Origin of the sequence: Variovorax sp. VNK109 (assembly GCF_049445855.1) — a bacterium.
Lineage (GTDB): Bacteria > Pseudomonadota > Gammaproteobacteria > Burkholderiales > Burkholderiaceae_C > JAGOCV01.
In genome coordinates this window covers 1-22,418 of the sequence record NZ_JBMSDV010000002.1, presented here as the reverse complement: position 1 = coordinate 22,418, position 22,418 = coordinate 1, and the positions used below count along the sequence as shown (strand labels likewise).

Here is a 22,418-nt window from a genome sequence, read left to right as displayed (position 1 = left end):
GAGACCTACCATGCAACTTCAGTTTCTGGGTGCCACCGGCACCGTGACCGGTTCCAAATACCTGCTGTGCCATGGCGACGCGACCATTCTGGTGGACTGCGGCCTGTTCCAGGGATTCAAGCAGCTGCGCCTGCGCAACTGGGAGCCGCTGCCGGTCGCGCCCAAGACCGTCGACGCGGTCGTGCTCACCCACGCCCACATCGACCACAGCGGCTACCTGCCACTGCTGGCGCGACAAGGCTTTCGCGGCCGGGTTTACTGCACGTCCGCGACGCACGAGCTGTGCAAGATCCTGCTCACCGACAGCGGCCATCTGCAGGAGGAAGAGGCGAAGTTCGCCAACCGGCACGGTTTCTCCAAACACCAGCCCGCGCTGCCGCTGTACACCCGTGAGGACGCCGAGCGCTGCCTGAAGCTGTTCGCGCCACGTCCGTTCTCTCAGGACTTCGAGGCGCTGCCCGGACTCACCGCGCGGTTGACGCCTTCCGGGCACATGCTCGGCTCGGCCTTCGTGCACCTCAACGACGGCCGGCGATCCGTGCTCTTCTCCGGCGACATCGGCCGGCCCAACGACCCGGTGCTGCGCCCGCCGGTGCAGGTCCCCGGCGCCGACTACCTGCTGGTGGAATCCACCTACGGCAACCGCAAGCATGAAGCGTCCGACGCACTGGCGCAGCTGGAGACTGTCATCAACAAGACGGCCGCCCGTGGAGGGGTCGTGGTCATCCCAGCGTTCGCTGTCGGCCGAGCGCAGAGCCTGATGTACGGCATCTACCAGCTCAAGAAGCAAGGGCGCATCCACCAGCACCTGCCCGTGTACCTGGACAGCCCGATGGCCATCGATGCCACACGGCTGTACCACGCCCATCGCGACGAGCACCGGCTCTCGCCCGAGGAATGCGAGGGCATGTGCCATGCCGCGAAGATCGTCAACAAGGTCGAGGAGTCCAAGGCGCTCAGCGCCGGTCGTGGACCGATGGTCATCATCTCCGCCAGTGGCATGGCCACTGGAGGACGCGTGGTGCACCACCTCAAGTCATTCGCGCCCGACCATCGCAACACCATCCTGTTCGCCGGCTACCAGGCGGGCGGCACCCGTGGCGCCGCGATCGTGCACGGCGCGTCCACCGTCCGCATCCATGGCCAGGACGTGCCGATCCGCGCCGAGGTGGCCTCGCTCGACAACCTTTCCGCCCACGCCGATGCCGACGAGATCCTCGCGTGGATGCGCGGCTTCACGCAAACACCGCGCCGAACCTTCGTGACCCACGGCGAGCCGGAGGCGGCCGATGCGCTGCGCGCGCGGATCGACCATGAACTGGGCTGGTCGGTTGCCGTGCCCGAGTACCTGCAGACGGTGGATCTGGTATGACGGCGCACCTGCACGAGACCGGCACCGGCACCGGAGAGGATGGCGTGAACACGCTGCAGGCGTGGCGCACCGGCATCGACACCCATCAGGAGCCGGTGGTCTACATGCGGCGCGACTGCCCTGTCTGCCGGTCGGAGGGTTTCACGACCCAGGCGCGCGTGCAGCTGACGGCCGGCCGCCGCAGCATCGTGGCGACGCTCAGCGTCGTCGATGGGGATTGGCTGGCCGAGAACGTCGCTGGCCTGTCCGAATCGGCATGGGCGTCGCTGGGGGCGCAGCCGGGCCAGCTGGTCACGGTGACCCATGCACCGCCGCTGGATTCGCTCAGCCATGTCCGGGCCAAGGTCTACGGCAATGCCCTGGGCGATGCCGAGTTCAGCGCCATCATCTCCGACGTCGCGGCGGGCCATTACTCTGACCTGCATCTGGCCACCTTCATCACCGCCTGCGCCGGCGATCGCCTGGACCTCGCGGAGACCGTCTCGCTCACGAAAGCCATGATTGGCGTCGGTGACCGCATCGATTGGGGGCGCCCGCTGGTGGTGGACAAGCATTGCGTCGGCGGCCTGCCCGGCAACCGCACGACCCTGCTCGTGGTGCCCATCGTGGCCGCCTGCGGCCTCACGATGCCCAAGACCTCCTCGCGCGCCATCACCTCGCCGGCCGGGACGGCCGACACAATGGAGGTGCTGGCGCCGGTGAACCTGGATGTGCGAAGCATGCGGCGCGTGGTCGAACGCACGGGCGGCTGCATCGTCTGGGGCGGCTCGGTACGGCTCAGCCCCGCCGACGACATCCTCATCCGCGTCGAGCGGCCGCTGGACCTGGACAGCGAGGGCCAGCTCGTCGCCTCGGTCCTGTCCAAGAAGGCCGCTGCGGGCTCGACCCATGTGCTGATCGACCTGCCCGTGGGTGCCACCGCCAAAGTGCGCAGCGCGCAGGCCGCGGCGGCGCTCGGTCGGCGCCTGCAGGAGGTGGGCAGCGCCATCGGCCTGCACGTGGCCTTGCGCGTCACCGATGGTGAGCAGCCGGTCGGCCGCGGGATCGGCCCGGCACTGGAGGCCCGCGACGTGCTGGCCGTCCTACAAGGGACGCCCGAGGCCCCGGCCGACCTGCGGGAGCGAGCGTTGCGGCTGGCGGCGGACATCCTCGAAATGGGCGGTGCAGCGCCCGCCGGCGGCGGCCTGACGCTCGCCACGCAGGTGCTGGCCGACGGCCGCGCCTGGGCCACGTTCGAGGCGATCTGCGCTGAGCAGGGCGGCCTGCGCAGCATCCCGGTGGCAACGCATCGGCACACCGTCGCATCGCCGTCCACGGGACGGGTCTCCCGAATCGACAACCGGCTGCTCGCGCGGGCGGCCAAGCTCGCCGGAGCACCGACCGCCGCTGCCGCCGGCATCGACGTGCATGCGCGCCTGGGCGACCAGGTCGAAGCGGGACAGCCGCTCTTCACGCTGCACGCCCAGGCGCCGGGCGAGCTGGCCTATGCGCTGCAGTTCGTCCGCTCGCGCCCACCGATCTTCCAGATTTCGGAGAACCTATGAAACCTCTCGTTTTTCACCTGCCGGGCGACGAAGACTTCGCCGATGGACTGATCCGGGCGTTGGGCGCGCAGCGGGCTGCCCTGCAACTGCACCGGTTCCCGGACGGCGAGTCGCTGGTGCGGCTGGACGCCGACGTCACCGGCCGCACCGTCGTGATCGTGGCCAGCCTGGCACAGCCGGACGCCAAGGCGCTGCCCTTGTTGTTCGCCGCGGACGCAGCGCGCGACCTCGGCGCCACCCGCGTGTTGCTGGCTGCCCCGTACCTGGCGTACCTGCGTCAGGACCGGCGCTTCAACACGGGCGAAGCCATCACGTCCCGCACGTTCGCTGCGCTGGTGTCGACGGTGTTCGACGGTATCGTCACCGTCGATCCCCATCTGCACCGCTACCGCTCGCTCGGCGAGGTCTACCGGGTGCCGACCCGTGTGGTCCAGTCCGCGCCCGCCATCGCGGCCTGGGTCGCAGCCCATGTGGACCGTCCCGTGTTGATCGGACCCGATGCGGAAAGCGAGCAATGGGTCCAGGAAGTCGCGCGCTTGGCTGGCGCGCCGTTCACGGTGTTGCAGAAGATCCGCCGGGGCGACAAGGACGTGGAGGTCAGCCTTCCCGACACCGCGGCCCTGGCAGACCGCCAGCCTGTGCTCATCGATGACATCGTGTCCAGCGCGCGCACGATGATCCAGGCAATCGCCAGTGTGCGCAGCGTGGGATTGCCGCCACCGGTGTGCATTGGGGTGCACGCCCTGTTCGCCGCCGACGCGTACCACGCACTTCTTGCGGCAGGGCCCCAGCGGGTGGTGACCTGCGACACCGTGCCGCATGTCTCTAACGGCATCAGCGTGGTGGCACCGCTGGCGACAGCGGTGCAGGAACTGATGGAAGCCGGCGCGCCATGAGCCGCTGCGCCGCGCTCGCCATGACGCTCACGATCGAGGGGAGATGACTGCCCATGTGCTTTTCCGCACCCGCCAGTTTCACGGCCGCAGCGGTTCTGCTGGGCCTGGGGACCGTCACCATGCGCCGGGCCCGCTCACGGCGCGAACTGCCGTATGCCGCCATCCCGCTGCTGTTCGGGGTCCAGCAACTGCTCGAAGGCATGCTGTGGCTGACGTTCCCCGACCGCGCGCCCTTGCTGAACGTGGCGCTGACGCATCTCTACTCGTTCTTCTCGCACGTCCTGTGGCCGATCTACGTCCCGCTGGCTGCGCTGGCGCTGGAGAGCGTCCGTTGGCGCCGTCGGGTTCTGGTGGCCATTGCAGTCGCGGGCGCGCTCGTCGGTCTGTACCTGCTGGCGATGCTGGTGAAGCTGCCCATCACGGCCCGCGTGGTCGGCCAGCACATCCTCTACGACTCTCCGCACTTCTACGTGATGACCACGATGGCCCTGTATCTGATCGGCACCTGCGCAAGCCTGATGGTTTCTAGCCACCGGCGCGTGGCGGCTTTTGGGGTGGCCGCCTTTGTCTCCGCAATCGCCGCCTACATGTTCTATGCAACCTGGTTCATCTCGGTGTGGTGCTTCTTTGCCGCTGTGCTCAGCTTCATCGTGCTGTGGCAGTTCCGTGAGCCCCGAGCGAGGCTGGCCGTGCCATGACGAATCCTCCGGCCAGATTCAAGCCCGCACTGGCCTACGCGGACTGCGGCCGCACGCAGGGCCCGATGCGCCGCGCGGCGTTCTTCACGGTTCAGTTGCTCGACGGATTCGAGACCATGCGCGATGCGGTCGCCGGCCGGCTGCCGACGGTATTCGCGCAAGCGGAACTCGCGCAAGGCACCAAGACCGGGCACTTCATCGCCGCGTTCTGCATCCTGTCCCTGCACCGGGTAATCGAGGAGGGCTCATGACCGCACAAAACCGTCTGTCCGTTCTGTTCTCCGACATCGCACCGGCGGACCAGGCCGCGCTGCAGCAACGGCTTCCGACCCACTGGCACGCGCACTTCGTCCAGAACGAACGCCTGGTGGTATCCGATGTCGGCGATGAAGACACCGAGGTGCTGTGCGTCTTCGTGCGCACGCGCGTTGACGAATCGGTGCTCCGGTTGCTGCCGCGCGTGCGGCTCGTGGCAACGCGCTCCGCGGGCTTCGATCACATCGACCTGCAGGCTTGCCGCCGACGCGGCATTGCCGTGTGCAACGTGCCGGACTATGGGTCCGCCAGCGTCGCCGAACATGCCTTCGCGCTGCTGCTGGGCGTGGCTCGCCATCTGACACAAGCCCACGAGCGGGCGCGCCAAGGTTCTTTCGCTTACCGCGGCCTCACCGGCTTCGAGCTGGAAGGAAAGACGCTGGGCATCGTCGGGCTGGGCCGGATCGGGCGCCACGTGGCCCGTATCGCCCTGGGCTTCGGCATGGAAGTTCTCGCGTACGACCCGGCCCTCGCCCCATCGCTCGACATCACGGCAGCACCCATCGCCGGCGTCCGCGTGGTGACGTGGGAGCAGATCCTGCAAAGCAGCGATGTTCTGAGCCTTCATGTTCCGGCCACGCAGGCCACGCACCACCTTCTCGATGGCCAGGCCTTCGCGCGCATGAAACCGGGCATGGTACTGATCAACACGGCACGGGGTGCGCTCATCGACGACGCCGCCCTGCTGCACGCACTGGAGGCAGGTACCGTCGCCGCAGCAGGACTGGACGTGCTGGAACAGGAAGGGGATCTGTCTCCCGAAGTGCCCACGGGCTGCGGCGGACTGGGTTGCGATACCGGCTGGTCGGCATCCAGCCCACTGCTGACGCATCCGCGTGTGCTCGTGACACCGCATGTCGGGTTCAATACGTCGGAGGCGATCGCGCGCATCCTCGACGAGACCATCTCGAACATCGCAGCCTGGCATGCGGGCCGCCTGCGCAACAGGTTGGATGAGCCATGACGCGACCGAACCGCCCCGTTTCCACCGTGCGTCTTGCGGGCCGCCCAACGCAACGCTCGGCGCTGCGCCGGGCCACGCAGATCGCTATGGCCCTGAGCGGGTTCCTGCTCTGGGTGGCCTGGCACCGGGGCCTGATGCGCTGCGATACCCACCGGGCGGCCGACCGCTTCGCCGAAGTGCTGCAGCGATTGGGCACGACCTTCGTGAAGCTGGGCCAGCATCTCAGCCTGCGGGCCGACATTCTGGCGCCCGATGCGCAAGAGGCTCTGGCCAGCCTGCAGGCCAATGTGGCGCCGTTTCCTCCCGAGCAGGCGGTCCAGGAGGTCGAGGCGGCGCTCGGCCGCCCATGGCAGCAGCTCTTCGCACGCTTCGACATGCACGCGCTCGCCGCGGCCTCGATCGCCCAGATTCATCGTGCAGCCCTGCCGGACGGGACGGAAGTGGTGGTGAAGATCCGCCGCCCTGGCGCGGCCGAGCAGGCCGAGACCGACATGCGCATCCTGCGCCGCATCGTCCTGGTCATGCAGGGGCTCGTGCCCTCGCTGCGTCGCTGGGGGCTGGCAGCCATCGTGGACGAGGTTGCGGCCAACTTCCGCTACGAGATGGATTTGTCGCGCGAGGCAGCTTCCGTGCGACGTTTCGCCGACGCCTGGCGCGGCTCTGCCGACATCGTGATCCCCGACGTGGTGGACGGCCTGTGCACGCCGACCGTCATGGTCCAGCAGTTCAGCCACGGAGCTCACCTGCACGGTCTGCCTTCGTCCACCGCGGTGGCGGCCGCGGGCAAACTCGTGGACAGCTACGTCGCCCAGATCTTCCGCGATGGCTTCTTCCACGGCGACCCCCATCCCGGCAACGTCTTCGTGATGGACGATGGCCGCATATGCGTGCACGACTTCGGCATCGTGGGCCGGGTCGACGGCAACATGCGGCGGGCGCTGGTGGCGTTCGCCCTGGCCTTCGTCGAGCAGGATGCCGAATGGGTGGTCGATGCCTGGCTCGACCTGGGCCTGCTCGGCGACGGCACCGATCGGGCCGTGTTCGTGCCTGTCGTGCGTGCCCTGGTCGCAGACTGCGCACAGAGGCCGCTGAAGGACTGGTCGCTCTCAGGTGCTCTCGCGCAGCTCGTGGCGGCGGGCCGGACCCAGGAAGTCCGGCTGCCCAGGGACCTCCTCGTGCTCACGCGTACCCTGTTGTTGCTCGAAGGGACGGTGCGACTGCTGGCACCCGAGTTTTCCATCATCGAAGCCATCTCTCGCCACACGACCACGGGCGTCTTCGACGAGCCCAAGTCTGCGGCATCGCAGCGTCTGCCATATGAACTGGGGAACGCGGCCCACGCCCTGCCCTCCCTGATGGCGCGGCGTCTGCACAGCGTCTTGCGGCAGGGTGACCTGCTGCAACTGTCGATCAAGCCGGATGCCAGGATGCTGAGCGGGATCGACCGCCTCGGCCGTCGCGTCGCGCTGGCGCTCGTGACGCTCGGCCTGTACATCGCATCGAGCTTGTTGATGCAGCACGGCGTGGGCCCGCGCTGGGGCGACATGCCGGTACTCGCGCTGCTGGGCTATGCGCTGGCGATCCGGTTCACGTTTTCCATCGCGCGCAGCCGCGGCTGAGGCGCCTCATCAAGCAAGGAGTCAGGCATGAACAAGGTCAGAGTGGCGGTGAACGGATACGGTGTGATCGGCAAGCGGGTGGCGGATGCGGTCGCACTCCAGGAGGACATGGCGCTAGCCGGCGTCGCGGATGTGGTGCACGACTATCGCCTGCAGGTGGCCGCGCAGCGCGCTTTCCCGATTTACGCGGCGACCGCTGAAGCCGCACAATCGATGCGTGCTGCGGGGCTTCCTGTCGCGGGCGATCTGGCCGACCTGCTCGCCAACGCGGACGTCGTGGTCGATTGCACACCCAAGAAAGTCGCCGCGGTCAACAAGAGGGCGTACGACGCTGCCGGTGTGAAGTCCATCTTCCATGGCGGCGAGTCCCACGCGTTGACCGGTCATTCGTTCGTCGCGCAGGAGAACTACGCAACCGCGATCGGCCGCACCTCCACCCGGGTGGTGTCCTGCAACACGACGTCGATCGTGCGCACCCTGGGGGCGCTTCGGACAGCGGGCCTGCTCAAGCGAGCCCGCGGGACGCTGATCCGCCGGGCTTCCGACCCGTGGGAGGCGCATGCGGAGGGCATCATCAACACGCTCGTGCCGGAGAAGACGATCCCCAGCCATCAGGGACCGGACGCGCGCACTGTGATCCCGGACCTGGACGTCGTCACGATCGCGGTCAAGGCGCCGCACAACAGCAGCCACCTGCACACCTGGTGGGTCGAACTGACGAGGCCGGCCACGCGCGACGAGGTGCTGGCGGCCTTTCGCGCTGCGCCACGGATCGCGTTCGTGCGATCCTCGGATGGTCTCGTGGCCCTCAACAGCACGGTGGAACTGATGGCCGATCTCGGCCGCCCGCGCGGCGACCTGTGGGAGGTCGCGTTGTGGGAGGACGTGCTTTCGGTCGATGGCGATCAGGCGTACTACACCTACCAGGTCTTCAACCAGGCGATCGTAATCCCCGAGACCATCGATGCCATTCGCGCCTTGAGCGGCATCGAGACCGATCCCCAGGTGTCGATGGCGCGCACCGATGCTTCGCTGGGACTGCAGCGTGATTTCATCCGTGACCGCGTCCAGGTTCGACGATGAGTGAATTCGATGATCCCGCGCTGGTCGGGCTCGGGCTGGCACTCGCTTCGGGACTTCTGATCGGCCTGGAACGGGGATGGCAGCAACGCGAGCGGCCCGAGGGACATCGCGTCGCGGGCGTTCGCACCTTTGCGCTGATCGGCCTGCTCGGCGGCCTTGGCGGGCTGCTGGCCCAGCGCTGGGGAGCCGGCATGCTCATCGCGCTGCTCGTACTCGTCGGGGTGTATCTGGTGGTGGGCTACCTGGTGACGGCGCATATGCATGCCGTGATGGGACTGACCACGTCCGTCGCCGCCCTTGCGACTTTCGCCATCGGGGCGCTGGCGACCAGTGGCGCTTGGCGCGTTTCGGCGGTCGCCGCCGTGGTCGTGCTGGCGCTGCTGCGTTTCAAGCAGCTCTTGCACGCCGGCGTCGGCAAGCTGTCCGAGGCGGAGATCAGCAGCGGCACGCAGTTGCTGTTGATCAGCGTGGTCGTACTGCCCGTACTCCCTGATCGTGGCTTTGGCCCCTATGAGGCGTTGAATCCCTATCGCCTTTGGTGGGCCGTTGTCCTGCTGGCAGTGCTGTCGTTCGCTGGGTTCGTCCTGATGCGCTCGCTCGGCAGGAAACGAGGGCTGGTATTCACAGCGCTGCTCGGCGGGATCGTGTCGAGCACCGCCACCACGGCCACGTTGGCGCGCTGGGCCGGGCAGACGCCAGGCTGGCATCCACTGGCAGCGGCGGGGGCGGCGCTCGCCTGCGCAGCCATGTTTGCGCGCATGGCGGCTCTCGTCGCCATCGCAGCCCCCGGCATCGGCTGGGACCCGGTGGTCATCTTCGTGGCCATGGCCGTGGCTGGCGGTGTTCTGGGGACGTTCCTGGCGGCGCGGTCGCCCGCCGACGACTTGCCCGAACTTCAGCTTGGCAACCCATTGCAGCTGCGCTCCGCGCTCCAGTTCGCAGCCTTCCTGGCCGCGGTGATGCTGGCAGGCCGCTTTCTTGCCGATCGCTTCGGGGATGCTGGCGTCATGCTGACCGCCGCTGCCTCGGGTCTGGTGGACGTCGATGCGATCACGCTCTCGATTGGCCGCCTGGTGACCGAGGGCGCCGTCACCGCCGCTTCGGCCACCCTGGCCTTGTTCATCGCCGCATCCGTCAATCAGGTCACCAAACTTGTCCTGTTGATGTCGCTGGGCGGTAGGGCGCTCGCATGGAGAGTGCTCCCGTCGTACGCGGCCATGGCTGCTGCTGGCTTTGCCGTCGCCCTGGGCTTGACCTGAAACAGCGATCAGCTATCGAAGGCCACCGATCGCGCCAGACTCTCCTGCGCTTCAAGGGCAGACAGCCTGCCCTTGAGCGCCGCCTGGATGACGCCGAAGGCGTCACCGCCCAGCGCCACCCGAAGCGGTGGCTTCTCGCTCGTGGCCGTGTCGAAGATCCGGTGCGCGATCTTCTGCGGATCGAGCGTGTACAACTCGTCACCCGCGTTCTCGAACATCGCGCGAATCTGTCCAGCGGGCGTGTCCTGATAGGCGGGGTTCGCCGGCGCGTACTGCAAATTGCGGCTGAAGCTCGTGCGAGCGCCGCCCGGTTCAATGAGTGTGACGAAGACCCCAAACCCCTCCAGTTCCTGGCGAAGGCATTCGCTGAAGCCTTCCAGACCCCATTTCGCGGCGTGGTAAAGACTGCTGGTCGGCAGGGAGCCTTGGCCACTGGCGCTGGAGATTTGGATGATCCGACCGGCTCGCCGTGTGCGCATGGCGGGAATGAAGGCCCGCGTGACGTGCACCGGCGCCAGCAGGTTGAGGCTGATCTGCCCTTCGATGTCCGCGTCGGAAAACTCTTCGGTGGCGCCGATGATGCCGCCGCCGGCGTTGTTGACCAGGACATCGACCGGGCGGCGGGCCTCGGCGCGCTGGACCACGGGTGCGATGTCCCCCTTCACGGTCACGTCGAGCCGTTCGACAACGAGCTGGTCACCGTAGCGTGCTGCCAGGTCGTCGAGCGTCTCGGGACGCCTGACGGTGGCCGTGAGGTCATCCCCCGAAGCCAGGATGATTTCAGCAAGATGGCGACCGATGCCGCTGGATGCGCCGGTGAGGAACCAATGTCTGGACATAAATGCACTCCTGTGGTTTACTTACCAACTAGTTTGTAAGTTAATGGCGCCCGTGTCAAGCGATGATGGGCGCTCGGATGAAATGTTGTTGAGGAGTAACGGCCCATGGCCAAGAGACGTCCCGCCGAGACCCAGCAAATGCTGCTGGACGCTGCGCTGGGGGAATTTGCCGAGAACGGGCTGGCGGGGGCACGAATTGACCGGATCGCGGCGGCAGCAGGCATCAGCAAGCCGATGCTTTATGTCCATTTCGGGGACAAGGAGGCTCTCTTCGACGCCGTGCTCAGCCGGGAAATCCTCGCCGCGGCGCAGGACGAGCGCTTCGATGCGGACGATCTTCCCGGCTATGCGGGGCGCACCTACGATTTGCTCACCGAGCGGCCGCACCTATGGCGGCTCATGACCTGGTTCCACCTGGAGCGAGGCCAAGAAGTGCTCCTGCTCCCCGCCGGTCACAGCGTACTGGAAGCCAAACATGCGGCCATCACCGCTGCCCAGGCGGAAGGACGCATCACAGCGGATTTCACGCCTGATGAGATCGTGCGACTGGTAGCGACGATCGTGCAAACGTGGTGCATGGCACCGGCGGCGAGGGATTCGCAGGAGCACGAGGCGCGCAGACGGGCGATTCAGTTGGCGATTGCGCGGATGCTTTCGCCTGGCAAATCCCCTCTCCAGCGCGGGAAAATGGTTGACGCCTCGCGCTGAACGCCCGGACAAGGAAGTGCTACTTGGCACGGGAGGACGACATTCAGGCGCGACGTGGCCATCGGTCCCACAGCCATTCGTCAGACATCCGAACCCAGTGCGACCTGGCAACGCACATGAAGAAGCAGAGTGCGTCGGCGCAATCAGCGTCCGGTCGTGGGTCGTGCTGGAAGGGGGTTAAGCCGAGACCGTGATGACGCGCGGGTCGCCACGCCCCTGCACGGCCGCCCACTCCTCGGCGCTCAGCAAGCTCTGCGGATCGACACCGAGCCCTTGAGCCGCCTCCGCCGCGACGTGCGCCCACGTGCAACGGTTCGCGAACAGCATGCCGGCCACATCGAGTGTCCCGCCGCGCGCCTGGTAGCCCAAGGCACGGGTCTGCCGCGCCCCTGTATCGATCCGACGCATCAGGCCCAGCGTCGGCTCGGGTCGCATGTGCGAGACGATGACGCGCACGGCGGCAGTCTCCGGGAACAGGGCGCGCAAGGCCTGGTCGCCGGCCACAAAGTCCTGCTCGCGTTCGTCGCGGGGTGCTCTGAAGCGGCCCGGCTCGATGACGCAGGTCACTGCGGTCCGATGTCCAGCGGCTTCGAGGCGCCGCGCCGCAAGCAGGGCCTGCTGTAGCTGGTATGCGCCGATGGCAACCAGCAACACGTCGGGGGCGTCGCAGGGCTTCACCACCCAACCACCCTGATCGACCAAGCGTTCGGCCTGCTCGGCACTCAACTGGCTGGCGACGGCCCGCTTGGGAACGACCAGCGTCCAGAACTGGCCATGCGAGGCGTAGGCCGCGCGCAGCGCCGCAACGGCACTGTTGGCATCGACCGGGAACAACACGCGCGAGGTGTCGGACATTTCGCCCAACAGCGCTTCGGCCAGCGTCGGATCCTGGTGCGACTGCTCGTTCTTGCCGTTCTCCCAGGTGTGGGACGTCGCAACCGTGACCACCGACAGCCATCCGGGTGGTGTGCCTGCCTGCGCCTGATGTCGCGCGAACAGGATTTCCTGGCGCAGCGCGCCCAGCATCTTGACGGCAAATGCCTCGTAAGAGACGACCAAGTTGATGCCGCCCTTGTTGCCCAGCGCCGCGCTGACCACCGCTTCTTCGTTGAGCGCCGTGATCACGGCGCCATCGACGGCCTCCGCCAGGCCCGGTTCGGGCGTGAAGACGCGGTGTTTGAGCAGGTCCAATGTCTGGCCCATGCGGTTGCTGCGCAGCTCGTCCGGATTGCCTACCCGCGGACGCAGCTGTGGGTTGGCTTGGACGAGGGCCGCGAAGGCTCCGTCGAGTGCCGCCATTGGCGAGACCTCGCCCTGGCCCGCAACATGCCACTGCGGAACCGGAAGTCTGGGGGCCGCCACCTGGCGGTGCGCCAGGGCATGGTCCCGCTCCAGGGGACGATGCTGCACTTCGTGCCGGCGCAGTAGTGCGACCGCTTCGTCGAGTTCGTGCGACGGCACGAAGAGAGCGCGAGCACCCTCGTTGAACTGCTGAAGCGCTATCTGGTCGACCCGGGGGTTCCCCTCCAGCGGCAGGTTGTGCGCGGCATTGGTTCCAGCACCGGGGAAGCCGAATCCCTTGGGCGCTTCGGCGATGGTGTAGTGGAGGGGTACCGGGTACTGAACGGTGCCCTGCGAAACTCCAGCCGCGCAGGCCGACAACCGCTCCTCCATCGCGTGAACGGCCCAGGCGAACGCGGCGGGGTCGGTGCCGTCGATCTCCATCGGGTCGAAGCCGTTCAGCCGCAGATGCTGGTGGAACCATTCTCGGCCCCCCTGCTGCTGCATGGTGCTGCGCTGTTCGATGCGGCGACCGTTGAGGATCATGAACGGTGCCACGAAGCCGCTGTCTTCTGCCCGCCACCAGCGCGGCGCCCAGTCACTGCCACGCTGCTCCTCGAAAGCGCCGTCGCTGAGGAACACCACCAGCCGCTCGCCGGGCAAGGGCATGTGCACGTACTGCAGTTCGGCAAAGCCGAGATAGCCGCCCTCGGACAGACCGCCTGCCGTATTCGGGCCGACGTGGCTGCCCAGCGGCGAGGCGGGACGCCCCTGTGCGTCGATCGCGTAGCTATAGAAATCCCGGGCAAAGCGCGTGAGGCCGCTTTCGCTGCGGTCGTATCTCTCGGCGTGGCGCGGCGTCATGTTGCCCACCAGAAGGTTGCAGGCATCGATGCCCGCGACGCAATGGCCCTGGCCCATCAACCAGCCACGCGTCAACCCACTGAGCGCGTTCGCGGCCAGGTAGCCGACATAGGCCGGCACGATGTTCAGCGCCCCACCGGTATGCCCCTCCGGCGTCTCCTTGAAATCCTCGGCTCTCATCTCCCGGCCATCGGGATAGACCCGGTCGGCATAGGTCATGTGAACCGTCAACCACATGCCTGCCACGGCCAGGCGGTCCGCCGACCAGAGCGTGCGATACACCGCGGTTGTGTCGCTCGCCTTGCCTTCGGCAACCAGCACCTGTGCGAGATCGTGGACTCGCAGTTGCGTGAGATCGTTGTGGGTGATGGGGCCGTGGCCGCGCGCCCAGCGGGCGAACTCGGGATCAGACTCGCGGAACACGCGGACGCGCTCGGCGACCCAGGGAAGCTCGTGGTTCATGTGGAAAGTCCTTGAGAGCCGGCACGCAGGTAAGCGCGACGGCGAGATTGGGAAGGCTGGCGTCTGTGATCGTCTTTCGCGCGCCAGCGGCACGGCCATCTAGCGTTCATGGCTGTGTTATCCATAAAGATCAGAGCGGGTCAAGGGCACGGGCCAGCTTCCGCCGTCGCGTTTGGACGCGACGATCTGGTAGATCCCAGTCCCCCCGGCCTCGAATTCCAGTGCACACGCCGCCATGTACAAGCGCCAGATGCGGAAGGTCACCTCATCGACCTCCCGCAAGGCCTCCTCCCGGCGCGCTTCGAGTCGCTGGACCCAATGACGCAAGGTCAGCGCGTAGTGGGGTCGAAGACCTTCGACGTCATGGATCTCGAAGCCGGAGCGCTCCATCCCTAGCTGGATATTGCTGACGCAGTCCAATTCGCCGTCGGGGAAGACGTAGCGGTTGATGAACTCGGTCGCGACGGTTCGGCTCCAGCCCTCCTCGTCATGGGTGATCCCGTGGTTGAGGAAGAGTCCTCCTGGCCGCAAAACCCGCTGGACCACCGCGTAGTAGGCCGGTAGGTTCGCGAGTCCCACGTGCTCGAACATGCCAATGCTTGACACCTTGTCGAAAACGGCCGTGCCTTCGAGGTCACGGTAGTCGCGCAGTTCAACGGTGACGAGATCCTGCAGGCCCTCCGAGCGGATGCGCTCGCGCGCGTATTCGAGTTGCTGTTGGCTGAGCGTGATGCCGTGCGCACGGACGCCATGTTCTCTTGCCGCCCAGCACACGAGCGCGCCCCAGCCGCAGCCGATGTCGAGCAGGCGTTCGCCTCGCTGCAGGCGCAGCTTGCGGCAGATGTGCTCCAGCTTGTTGCGCTGAGCCTGGTCCAGCGTGTCATCCGTCGCCTTGAAATAGCCACATGAGTAGACCCTCTCGGCATCGAGCCAGAGTCCATAGAACGCGTTGGACACATCGTAGTGAAAGGAGATCGCGGCCTGATCGGTTTGACGCGAATGGCGATGGGAGAAGCGACGTGCGACGCGCGAGGCCAGACTCCGCGAGGGCTTCAACCCGTCCTGGTCGGACACGCGCAGCAGCAGTGCGTCGCGCAACAGGGCCAGTTTGTCGCGCCAAGAGAGCGAAAACCTCTCGAAATGCGCCTTGAGCCCGAGCGCGGTGTACAGGTCTCCCTCAATGTCGATGGTGCCGCGGAAATAGGCTTCCGCCAGCAGCAGCGGATCCGGGCGCAGGACCAAGCGACGCAGCAGACCCGGGTCACGGATGATCAGGGTGTATTCCGGGTGCGATTCGAGCTCGTGCAAGAGCATATCGCCCAGACGCAACGCCGGCGGGCGCTCGATGCCGGCCAGCAGCCGGCGCAAGATCCGTAGCGCGGCGGCATATCCATCGGGCGATACGGTTCGATCCCGTGTCGTGAGGTGGCTCATTGGGGGCGCCTCGCTCGCTCGTGTGCAGCGGATGCTGCGAAGTGGATAGACGACTCATACTTGGCGCTGGCGTGATCGGCACGACCACAACCGCTGCACCGCATGTACGTAGAGCGTCGTGATGCCGGGGAATGTCGACGATGATCAGAGCGATTCATGCGCGTACACGACGGGACTTCGCGCGCACCGAATTGCGCTGAACGTCCGCATCCGCTCCTTCGATCAAACCGCAGACGGAATGGCCATCCGGGACGCCGTCCGGCAGCCGCTTCCAGTCGCGCTCTGCCTGCTGCATGCGGCGATGCAAATCTGTCGCCTCCTTCAGCCGCCGGGCCTGCTCGTCAAGCCGTTCGCTCAGCAGCGCCCGCGCGCGCGGACAAGGCGATGCACCGCGCTGGCTCATCTCGACAAACTCTGCAGCGTCCTTGAGCGTGAAGCCGAGGGCCAATGCATTGCGTATGAAACGAACCCGGGCGACGCTTCGATCCGAGAATGCGCGGTAGCCGTTCGTGCCCCGGCCATCGGGCACCACAAGCCCCACCCGAAGGTAGTGACGCAACGTGTCCGGTGTGACGCCTGCCGCCTTGGCGCATTCAATGAGTTGCATCACCATCCTCCAGCAAGGTTGTCTTGAATCCCTTCACTTTCGAGCGAGTTTGAACCCAGGTGCTGCACATGGGTCAAGGGCCCGGTGTCTGAACCGCTCCGTTTCTTCCTTCAACGTGCGGTTGGATGGGCAACTGGACCATCATCGGCGCGAGCATCAACGGGCGTGGCTCCCGGCCCGGAGGAAGACTTATCGTGGTCTTGTCCCAGTTCATTGCCTATACCAAACCACTTGCCTGGTCATTCAGCGCTCGGAACGTCTCACGCGCGATCGCTAACTGCTCGCGTGCTTGAACCACCAGCACGGCGACGGCGGATCGGGATGACTGCAACTGGGCGACTTCAGTGTTGGGCGAGTAGGCGCGATTGCGCTCTTCGTCTAGTTCCAGGCCGATGAACTCCAGGCCATCAACGATGCGCCGACGCAACGCGGCCGAATTTTCTCCAGCTCCGCCAGTGAAGGCCACAGCATCGCAACCGCCCATCGCGGCGGCGTAGGCGCCGATGTATTTGCGCACGCGGTACGCGTGAACCTGCATTGCCAGTTGGGCGGCTGCGACTCCTTCTCCCGCGCGCTTCTCCACAATCCGCAGGTCCGAACTCTCACCCGACAATCCTTTGAGTCCACTGTCGCTGTAAAGCGCCGCCTCGATCTGCGCCAACGTCAAACCCAGTGCGCGTGCGACGAAGCCGGGTACGCCAGGGTCGAGGTCTCCACAGCGCGTGCCCATCACAAGACCTTCAAGCGCGGTCATTCCCATAGATGTATCGACCGACCTTCCGCGATCGATCGCGCAGACGCTGGCGCCGCTTCCAATGTGGCAGCTCACGATACGAAGTTCTGACGGCGGCCGTTTCAGCTCGGTGCTGACGGCGGCCAGTACACCCTGGTGGGACAGGCCATGGAAGCCGTATCTCCGTACCCCTGCCGCGCGCCACGATGGCGGAACAGCATAGGAATGGGCGTATTCGGGCATGTCGTCATGGAAAGCGGTGTCGAAGACCGCGACGTGGCGCACGCCGGGCCAACGCTCACGGGTCAGGCGTATGCCGGCCAATGCGGCAGGATTGTGATGCGGCGCCAGAGCCGAAGCCTTGCCGATCTCGCGTTCGACTTCTTCATCCACGAGCACCGCGTTGCTCAACAGTGGGCCACCGTGTGCGACGCGGTGACCAATGCCATCGAGCGTTGTGACACCCGCCCTGTGCAAGTGCCGCTCGATCTCCTCGAAGGTCGCAGCATCCACCGCAGGATGATCAATCGCCGAGTCGATCAATGGCAAGGTACGAGCCGACTCGAAAACTCCGAACTTCAGGGTCGCACTGCCGGCATTGATGGCGAGGACGCGCATGTCGGAGCTCCGTCAGCGCCGGTCAGTGCCGACGTCGCCGCCATTGGCAACGTTCATCAGATCGAATTGCCAAGTTTCGCTCGGCGCTAGCAGCACGCGAGGCCGCCGATCAGGCCCATGCTTCCGATGCTGTAGCGCCGTTGCTGGCGTGGTGATACGGGAGAATCCAACTTTGATCCGTGCCTGGACGACGCTGAAAAGCGAAATCGGCCGTGGCAGGCGCATCGCCTCCGACAAGGAGCGTGCTGCTTGCGACCCGTGAGCGTCTCTTTTTGCAGCCACAGTGGAGGGTCGTTCAGTTGGCATAGGCCTGCTCGAACACAAGCTCAGCCCACAGGTCCCGGCTCTTGCGCCATGATTCCATGGCCTGCCCAATCGCGTCTGCACCAGTTCGCTCAAGCTGATACCAAGGATTTTCGACCCGATGGGGATCCTGCGCACTCCACTGCTCAAGCCATCGTTGCACCCATGGCAGCAGCGCCAGGGCCGGGGTCACCTGCTCGGACCAGACCTTGCGACTGACGCGCATGGGGTGCAGCGCGCGAAGTTCACGAGCCGAGTCGGGGGTGACGGCGAAGCGGACCCACGGCGACACCCACTGCGAATAGAAGCGCTCGGTGATCTCCGAGAGTGCTTCGACCTTGTCGAACCCCGCCGGGTTGGCGTCGTAAGGCAGGTCTTCCAGCCGCCGCGGCTGGAACTGCGCAGCGGCGGCCGACTCCGAAGAGGCGCTGTCCTCCAGAACCATCTCGTAGAGTCCAGGCTTGAGTGCCTGGATCGATTCGGCATGATGCAAGATGGCGCGGTGCTCGCGTCGCGCCACCCCCGCGGAGACGAAGATGCCAAGGTGGCCAACATGTTGGTGCAGCAGGTACACCACGCGCTGGCCCGCCGCCACCAGGTCTGCGGTCGTCGGATATACCGCTTTGAGCCAGCCGAGCGCCTGGTGGGGCGGTGTGATGTTGTCGCCGTTGGAGCAAAAGACCACCAGCGGTGCGCCAATGCGGCTGAGATCCGCGCGGCAGTGGCCATCGACCACGACCTCGCCGCTCTCCAGGTGATTACCTACGAAAAGATCGCCTGCGATCGACAACATTTCCTCGCGGGCAAGCTGGTAGAAGCCATTCCACCAACGCTCGAACTCCAGGAAGCGATCGCGCTCAGTCTCCGGCTGCGCGAAGAGCGTGTCGTATTTCTTGAACACGCCCTCGGGCCGCAACGCCTCGAAGTTCTGGACCAGCCAGGCACCGTCGAATCGCCCGGCGCCGAGGTCCGACGCCCAGTGCGCCGGCCAGATGCCGCCCGTGAACCCACCGAGCAGCCGCATGGGGTTGATGCCTCTCTCGCCTGCCCAGTACGACAGCGGCGAGCCATTGAGCACTGCCAAGGCGGCACGGTGCTCGCAGTGCGACAGCGCCAGCGTGATCGCCCAACCGCCTTGGCAGTTGCCGTAGACGATCGGGGCCTTGCCTCGGTGGCGCTTGGCCACCATGTCGATGAATGTGGCCAGGGTCTGGACGACTGCGCCCATGGTCTGGCCCTCGACGGGCTCCGGATCGAACACTACGAAGTACACGGGATGGCCTTCGAGCAGTGCCATGCCAACTTCAGAATCGCGTTTGAAGCCGCCAATGCCAGGGCCGTGGCCGGCGCGTGGATCGACCACCAGCACCGGCGCGGCGCCTTTGCGCACATGCTTCTCCAAGGCGTCGGTGCCACAGCGAGTGACACGCAGGAGCCGGTAGTTGCTCGCCGGTTGCAAGTCGTGGCCGTCAGCCACCTGCTCTGACTCGAAGTGGAGCAGCGGCGGCATACCCGCCGCTTCGTGTTCGGTCATGTTGTTGGCGCGCTGTCTCAGCGCTTCGCCGGACGCGACGGTCCGCCACAGCATGTCGCCCCAGTAGGCAGCAAAGAGCCCAAGCGGTGCGGCGGCGATACCCTGGGAGTTCGTGCGTGCGTCCATGGCGTCGATCAGCGGCAGCAGCAGCCGCCATGCCCCTTTGAACGGGCAGCGGCCGGCGCATGGGAGGCACCGGCACCCGCCGCAATGCCCGGCGAGGAATCAGCGGATGCCTCGTAGCCCGCGGCAGCTAAGGCCGCGATCAGCTCAGGCGTCTTCTGGGCCGTCTGGTCGCCGGTGACACTCGCTGCGCCGCGAGCGAGATCGACATGCACGTCTTGCACACCAGCTACGCGCTTGAGCGCCTTGCTGACCGAGTTCGCGCAGGAGGCGCAGGTCATGCCGGCAACCTTGAGTTCGATGGTTTCCATGATGATGCTCCGGTGGTTTCAGTGGTGGTGCCCGGACTGGTCGACGGATTTCGGGCGGCTCCGGTCGTCTGATTGGCGCGCAGGCGAACCCCCTTCATCGCCCCGAGGCGGCTGATCTTGATGGTCATGACCGCCATGTGCGCCGTGACTGCCATGGCCGAAGATGTGCATCAACGGACAGGCGAGGATGAAGAGGAAGGGAAGCAGTTGCAGAAGATGGGCGTTGTGGCGGTAGAACATCCAGGCAACGGCGGCGGCGAGGCCGAGCCACAGCAGCCACTGGTTGATGCGAGACCAGTTCGGGCCGTTTCCTGTGCTCTTACTTCGATCGGGCGGAATATTCATGGCGATGCTCCTTCGTGAAGTTGACCCTTGTCGATTGGCGAGATTCCCGCATTCGAGTGCCGTGCAGGGCGCTGATCAGGCCCATCCATAAAACAGGTATGCCAGAAGAATGGGGCTGAACACCGGAGATTTCCATGGCCCCGCTAAAAAGTCCTCGATAGTTTCTGAGCATGATCGACCCGTGCCAAATGTGGCTTGTTAAGCTCAGCATAGAGCTGAGGTGAAGGCAGTACCTTGATCTTGATCAAAAAGACTCTCTGTACCCAGCTACGGGGTACATACCCCGCGCAGCGAACCAGCAGACCAGCTCACCTCAGGGGCTCAGCGCACACCGCCAAGTGAGCGCGCGCCAGATGTGCCGAGCAGGCAGACGTTCGGCACCGATCGGAGGCTATCTACGAACGGTGTCCGGAACTGTGACCGGATCGCGGCCGAGCAAAGGCCCTCCCGTGCGGTGTGGACGTAGCGATGGGATACACAAGCGCATGATGTCGGCGCCTGCCGCTAGGACTGGGCACGTGGCAGTCACGGAGTAAGCGGCCGGCCATCCCACCTTGGCTAGGCATCGGTGTGGGATGCCGCTAGATTGGCTATCGGAGGTTCAGGATGCGCCGGGCACCGCTGAGCACTATCAGCGCAATGACTGCGCCAATCACGAGGTCAGGGTACGAGGAGCCCGTCCAAGCGACCAAAACACCAGCGACTATCACCCCCGCGTTTGCGATCACATCATTCGCAGAAAAAATGTAGCTTGCCGTCATGTGGGCGCCCCGATCCCGCTTCTTGGCGATCAGCACCAGGCAGGTGACGTTGGCGATCAATGCGACCAGCCCGATACTCATCATGAGCATGGACGCCGGCTCACTTCCCACAACTGCCCGCCGAACGACCTCCAAAAGCGCGCCAAGCGCAAGCACGACTTGCAACCAACCAGCGATGTGCGCTGCCTTCATCTTCAAGGCGGCGGCGCGGCCCACCGCATAGAGCGCCAGTCCGTAGACCGCCGCATCGGCGAACATGTCAAGCGAGTCCGCTATGAGACCTGTGGACTGGGCGATCAGGCCAACGATCAACTCAAAGACAAACATCGCACCGTTGATAGCGAGCAGCAGCTTTAAGGTCCGAGCCTCAGAGGCATTCCCCTCTGCGTCTGGGGCCGTAGACTCGTCGCTTTGCACGCTGTCCAACACTTGCGCGCCGAGGTTGAGAGGGATGAGACGGCCCAGCAGCTCTTGCGTACTTCCCCCATGCTGCACGGTGAGTACACGGTCCTTCAGATCGAAGTCCAGTGCCGCAACAGCCGACGCATCGGCCAGCGCCATCCGAATGAGATTCTCCTCCGACGGGCAATCCATCTTCGGCACGGAGAAACGCGTCTTCCACTGCCCGCCTTCGGTGCGCCTCTCGCTTGTCAGCAGAACCGCACCCAAGTTCAGGGGCGTCAGCTTCTGGGCGATCCTGGCGGGCTCGCCCGAGTGCACCACCCGGAGCTGCCGATGGGCCAGATCGAAGGTCATCGGCCCAACCCCGGTCAGACCACCCAGCGCCATGCGAATGAGGTTCTCCTCGGAGGGGCAGTCCATTCCCGGAACTGAAAATGTGCTCTCCACGGAAGCAATGGCGCTTGGGGCCTCGTCGACCGTCTGCGAATTGCAACTGCTCGAGCAGCTACTGCTTTGACATGTACTCATGTCCCGTATTAGAAACCCTCAAGTAGCTGTAGAGTCAAGCGGTAGGTAGGCAAATATGAAAATCGGTGAACTATCGTCATTGGCAGGGTGCTCCGTTCCCGCGGTGCGCTTTTATGAAGCAGAGGGCCTTCTGCAGGCGCCCCTGCGGGCCGCCAACAACTATCGGCAATATGGCCAACAGCATGTCGACAGGTTGGCCTTCATCGTTCGGTGCCGCTCGCTGGACATGTCGCACGACGATATCCGGGCTCTGCTGCAGTTGCAGGACGACCCCGCCATGTCCTGCGACGAGGTCAATGCCTTGCTAGACGATCAAATGCGCTTGGTAGAGCAGCGAATCGCCGAGTTGCAGGCGCTGCGCAAGCAACTGCGTGCCATCCGCAGTACCTGTGCGGGAGGGGTATGCGTTGGCGATTGCGGTGCACTTGAATCGCTGCGCAGCGCCACTGGGGCAAGCTGGCCAACCGTTCGCTGAGCGGAGCCTCAAATAACGACATTCAGCTCGGTGCGAACCAACGATGCGGTAGCAACTCGTGAACCAGGCTAACCCGTTGCGTCGGCAAGCGAGCCAAAACGTCCTTGAGATACGCATAGGGATCATGCCCATTGAGTCGTGCTGACTGGATGAGCGTCATGACGGCTGCTGCCCTCTGACCAGCTCGTAGGCTGCCCGCAAAGAGCCAGTTGCTGCGGCCAATGGCAATCGGCCGAATCTGGTTCTCGATCCAGTTGTTGTCCACGGGCAGCTGTCCGTCATCGACGAACCGGGTCAAAGCCTCCCAGCGCCGCAAGCTGTAGTCCAGCGCTTTGGCGCT

The 22,418-nt window shown here is 65.5% G+C and carries 21 protein-coding genes; 11 read left to right on the top strand and 10 right to left on the bottom strand.

The features are described 5' to 3' along the window. Nucleotides 1-10: 10 nt before the first annotated feature. The 9 genes from ACO2Q9_RS07555 to ACO2Q9_RS07515 all read left to right on the top strand — a co-directional run bounded on the left by ACO2Q9_RS07555 (nucleotide 11) and on the right by ACO2Q9_RS07515 (nucleotide 9,750). Nucleotides 11-1,372, top strand: a complete 1,362-nt coding sequence (locus ACO2Q9_RS07555; protein WP_003121539.1) for an MBL fold metallo-hydrolase RNA specificity domain-containing protein — start codon at nucleotides 11-13, stop codon at nucleotides 1,370-1,372. Then, nucleotides 1,369-2,916, top strand: coding sequence for a thymidine phosphorylase family protein (locus ACO2Q9_RS07550; RefSeq protein WP_003121540.1), 1,548 nt, complete (start codon nucleotides 1,369-1,371; stop codon nucleotides 2,914-2,916). The genes ACO2Q9_RS07555 and ACO2Q9_RS07550 overlap by 4 nt, the downstream gene beginning before the upstream one ends. Beyond that, nucleotides 2,913-3,812, top strand: a complete 900-nt coding sequence (locus ACO2Q9_RS07545) for a ribose-phosphate pyrophosphokinase (protein WP_003090267.1) — start codon at nucleotides 2,913-2,915, stop codon at nucleotides 3,810-3,812. Before ACO2Q9_RS07550 ends, ACO2Q9_RS07545 begins: the two co-directional genes overlap by 4 nt. A 53-nt stretch (nucleotides 3,813-3,865) precedes the next feature. Then, on the top strand, nucleotides 3,866-4,510 hold the full coding sequence (locus ACO2Q9_RS07540; RefSeq protein ID WP_003121541.1) for a DUF6629 family protein: 645 nt from the start codon (nucleotides 3,866-3,868) through the stop codon (nucleotides 4,508-4,510). Continuing rightward, nucleotides 4,507-4,761: a hypothetical protein gene (locus ACO2Q9_RS07535; RefSeq protein WP_009516033.1), complete on the top strand. Its 255-nt coding sequence runs from the start codon at nucleotides 4,507-4,509 to the stop codon at nucleotides 4,759-4,761. Before ACO2Q9_RS07540 ends, ACO2Q9_RS07535 begins: the two co-directional genes overlap by 4 nt. Next, the gene (locus tag ACO2Q9_RS07530) at nucleotides 4,758-5,789 is read left to right on the top strand and encodes a hydroxyacid dehydrogenase (RefSeq protein WP_003121543.1); all 1,032 of its coding nucleotides are present in this window, start codon (nucleotides 4,758-4,760) and stop codon (nucleotides 5,787-5,789) included. The genes ACO2Q9_RS07535 and ACO2Q9_RS07530 overlap by 4 nt, the downstream gene beginning before the upstream one ends. Before the next feature lie 86 nt (nucleotides 5,790-5,875). Further along, a complete protein-coding gene (locus tag ACO2Q9_RS07525; protein ID WP_003121544.1) occupies nucleotides 5,876-7,408 on the top strand; it encodes an ABC1 kinase family protein in 1,533 nt (510 codons plus the stop codon). 27 nt (nucleotides 7,409-7,435) lie between these two features. After that, entirely contained in the window at nucleotides 7,436-8,491 is a 1,056-nt protein-coding gene (locus tag ACO2Q9_RS07520) for a type II glyceraldehyde-3-phosphate dehydrogenase (RefSeq protein WP_003121545.1), read from the top strand. Beyond that, nucleotides 8,488-9,750 (top strand): MgtC/SapB family protein, encoded by a 1,263-nt coding sequence (locus ACO2Q9_RS07515; RefSeq protein WP_003121546.1) that lies wholly within the window; start codon nucleotides 8,488-8,490, stop codon nucleotides 9,748-9,750. Before ACO2Q9_RS07520 ends, ACO2Q9_RS07515 begins: the two co-directional genes overlap by 4 nt. Before the next feature lie 8 nt (nucleotides 9,751-9,758). Here the strand turns inward: ACO2Q9_RS07515 and ACO2Q9_RS07510 are convergent, their stop codons facing one another. Next, nucleotides 9,759-10,589, bottom strand: a complete 831-nt coding sequence (locus tag ACO2Q9_RS07510) for an SDR family oxidoreductase (protein ID WP_009516036.1) — start codon at nucleotides 10,587-10,589, stop codon at nucleotides 9,759-9,761. Nucleotides 10,590-10,694: 105 nt separating this feature from the next. Between ACO2Q9_RS07510 and ACO2Q9_RS07505 the strand changes: the two genes are divergently transcribed. Then, nucleotides 10,695-11,297, top strand: a complete 603-nt coding sequence (locus ACO2Q9_RS07505; RefSeq protein WP_009516037.1) for a TetR family transcriptional regulator — start codon at nucleotides 10,695-10,697, stop codon at nucleotides 11,295-11,297. A 177-nt stretch (nucleotides 11,298-11,474) separates the two neighbouring features. On the opposite strand, the gene ACO2Q9_RS07500 is transcribed toward ACO2Q9_RS07505, so the two are convergent. The 8 genes from ACO2Q9_RS07500 to ACO2Q9_RS07465 form a co-directional block, all read right to left on the bottom strand. Further along, nucleotides 11,475-13,904, bottom strand: coding sequence for a D-xylulose 5-phosphate/D-fructose 6-phosphate phosphoketolase (locus ACO2Q9_RS07500; RefSeq protein ID WP_003090278.1), 2,430 nt, complete (start codon nucleotides 13,902-13,904; stop codon nucleotides 11,475-11,477). 117 nt (nucleotides 13,905-14,021) lie between these two features. Then, entirely contained in the window at nucleotides 14,022-15,338 is a 1,317-nt protein-coding gene (locus ACO2Q9_RS07495) for an SAM-dependent methyltransferase (RefSeq protein ID WP_006226050.1), read from the bottom strand. Between the two features lie 154 nt (nucleotides 15,339-15,492). Then, nucleotides 15,493-15,945, bottom strand: a complete 453-nt coding sequence (locus ACO2Q9_RS07490) for a MerR family transcriptional regulator (RefSeq protein WP_009516039.1) — start codon at nucleotides 15,943-15,945, stop codon at nucleotides 15,493-15,495. A 217-nt stretch (nucleotides 15,946-16,162) separates the two neighbouring features. Continuing rightward, nucleotides 16,163-17,296 carry an acetate/propionate family kinase gene (locus ACO2Q9_RS07485; protein ID WP_003090282.1) on the bottom strand — a complete coding sequence of 378 codons (1,134 nt, stop codon included), beginning with the start codon at nucleotides 17,294-17,296 and terminating at the stop codon, nucleotides 16,163-16,165. Between the two features lie 295 nt (nucleotides 17,297-17,591). Next, on the bottom strand, nucleotides 17,592-19,259 hold the full coding sequence (locus ACO2Q9_RS07480) for a DUF3141 domain-containing protein (protein ID WP_003090283.1): 1,668 nt from the start codon (nucleotides 19,257-19,259) through the stop codon (nucleotides 17,592-17,594). Nucleotides 19,260-19,267: 8 nt separating this feature from the next. Further along, the gene (locus ACO2Q9_RS07475; RefSeq protein ID WP_003090284.1) at nucleotides 19,268-19,567 is read right to left on the bottom strand and encodes a heavy-metal-associated domain-containing protein; all 300 of its coding nucleotides are present in this window, start codon (nucleotides 19,565-19,567) and stop codon (nucleotides 19,268-19,270) included. An 18-nt stretch (nucleotides 19,568-19,585) separates the two neighbouring features. Next, complete coding sequence (locus ACO2Q9_RS07470) at nucleotides 19,586-19,912, bottom strand: DUF2933 domain-containing protein (protein ID WP_003090285.1); 327 nt, start codon at nucleotides 19,910-19,912, stop codon at nucleotides 19,586-19,588. Nucleotides 19,913-20,502: 590 nt separating this feature from the next. Next, complete coding sequence (locus ACO2Q9_RS07465) at nucleotides 20,503-21,612, bottom strand: cation transporter (RefSeq protein WP_072632770.1); 1,110 nt, start codon at nucleotides 21,610-21,612, stop codon at nucleotides 20,503-20,505. Nucleotides 21,613-21,658: 46 nt separating this feature from the next. Between ACO2Q9_RS07465 and cadR the strand changes: the two genes are divergently transcribed. After that, nucleotides 21,659-22,078, top strand: coding sequence for a Cd(II)/Pb(II)-responsive transcriptional regulator (cadR, locus tag ACO2Q9_RS07460; protein WP_010791743.1), 420 nt, complete (start codon nucleotides 21,659-21,661; stop codon nucleotides 22,076-22,078). 22 nt (nucleotides 22,079-22,100) lie between these two features. Here cadR and ACO2Q9_RS07455 read toward each other — a convergent pair. Continuing rightward, nucleotides 22,101-22,418 (bottom strand): IS66 family transposase (locus ACO2Q9_RS07455; RefSeq protein ID WP_423309982.1); only part of this gene is annotated, 318 nt, incomplete at its 5' end.